We start from the raw sequence: 1720 nt of genomic DNA on the forward strand, positions 1-1720 counted from the left end.
TGAGGAAGCTCCTTAGAAAGGAGGTGATCCAGCCGCACCTTCCGGTACGGCTACCTTGTTACGACTTAGTCCCAATCGCCGGTCCCACCTTCGACGGCTCCCTCCCACAAGGGGTTAGGCCACCGGCTTCGGGTGTTACCAACTTTCGTGACTTGACGGGCGGTGTGTACAAGGCCCGGGAACGTATTCACCGCAGCGTTGCTGATCTGCGATTACTAGCGACTCCGACTTCATGGGGTCGAGTTGCAGACCCCAATCCGAACTGAGACCGGCTTTTTGGGATTAGCTCCACCTCACAGTATCGCAACCCATTGTACCGGCCATTGTAGCATGCGTGAAGCCCAAGACATAAGGGGCATGATGATTTGACGTCGTCCCCACCTTCCTCCGAGTTGACCCCGGCAGTCTCCCATGAGTCCCCGCCATTACGCGCTGGCAACATGGAACGAGGGTTGCGCTCGTTGCGGGACTTAACCCAACATCTCACGACACGAGCTGACGACAACCATGCACCACCTGTGAACCGGCCCCGAAGGGAAGGACTGTTTCCAGCCCGATCCGGCCCATGTCAAGCCTTGGTAAGGTTCTTCGCGTTGCATCGAATTAATCCGCATGCTCCGCCGCTTGTGCGGGCCCCCGTCAATTCCTTTGAGTTTTAGCCTTGCGGCCGTACTCCCCAGGCGGGGCACTTAATGCGTTAGCTACGGCGCGGAAAACGTGGAATGTCCCCCACACCTAGTGCCCAACGTTTACGGCATGGACTACCAGGGTATCTAATCCTGTTCGCTCCCCATGCTTTCGCTCCTCAGCGTCAGTTACAGCCCAGAGACCTGCCTTCGCCATCGGTGTTCCTCCTGATATCTGCGCATTTCACCGCTACACCAGGAATTCCAGTCTCCCCTACTGCACTCTAGTCTGCCCGTACCCACTGCAGACCCGGGGTTGAGCCCCGGGCTTTCACAGCAGACGCGACAAACCGCCTACGAGCTCTTTACGCCCAATAATTCCGGACAACGCTTGCGCCCTACGTATTACCGCGGCTGCTGGCACGTAGTTAGCCGGCGCTTCTTCTGCAGGTACCGTCACTTTCGCTTCTTCCCTGCTGAAAGAGGTTTACAACCCGAAGGCATTCATCCCTCACGCGGCGTCGCTGCATCAGGCTTTCGCCCATTGTGCAATATTCCCCACTGCTGCCTCCCGTAGGAGTCTGGGCCGTGTCTCAGTCCCAGTGTGGCCGGTCACCCTCTCAGGCCGGCTACCCGTCGTCGCCTTGGTAGGCCATTACCCCACCAACAAGCTGATAGGCCGCGAGTCCATCCATGACCGAAAAATCTTTCCACCCACCACCATGCGGTGACAGGTCATATCCGGTATTAGACCCGGTTTCCCAGGCTTATCCCAGAGTCAAGGGCAGGTTACTCACGTGTTACTCACCCGTTCGCCACTAATCACCGGTGCAAGCACCGGATCATCGTTCGACTTGCATGTGTTAAGCACGCCGCCAGCGTTCGTCCTGAGCCAGGATCAAACTCTCCGTTAATGTTTCAAACAGACACAGCACCAACGGCCGGGAAAACGACCGAAGACACTGCACTAAATTCAAACCAGGCTGATAAAACCGCGACACACCACAGGGGCGGCACGCCACGGCACTTTCAACCAATAAAAAATTGGTATCAACAAACTTGGCACACTATTGAGTTCTCAAACAACAGGAGCA

Annotated in this window: 1 protein-coding gene and 1 rRNA gene; one reads left to right on the plus strand and one right to left on the minus strand. The window is 56.6% G+C overall.

The features are described 5' to 3' along the window. Positions 1-16: 16 nt before the first annotated feature. Positions 17-1540: ribosomal RNA gene (locus tag AC5RVS_RS17825) — 16S ribosomal RNA — on the minus strand. On the opposite strand from AC5RVS_RS17825, the gene AC5RVS_RS17830 reads away from it, so the two are divergent. Beyond that, on the plus strand, positions 1540-1720 hold a 181-nt coding region (locus tag AC5RVS_RS17830; protein ID WP_494109134.1), incomplete at its 3' end, for a hypothetical protein. The two genes, AC5RVS_RS17825 and AC5RVS_RS17830, sit on opposite strands and share 1 nt — an antisense overlap.

Source organism: Arthrobacter sp. Y3221048, from assembly GCF_059092685.1.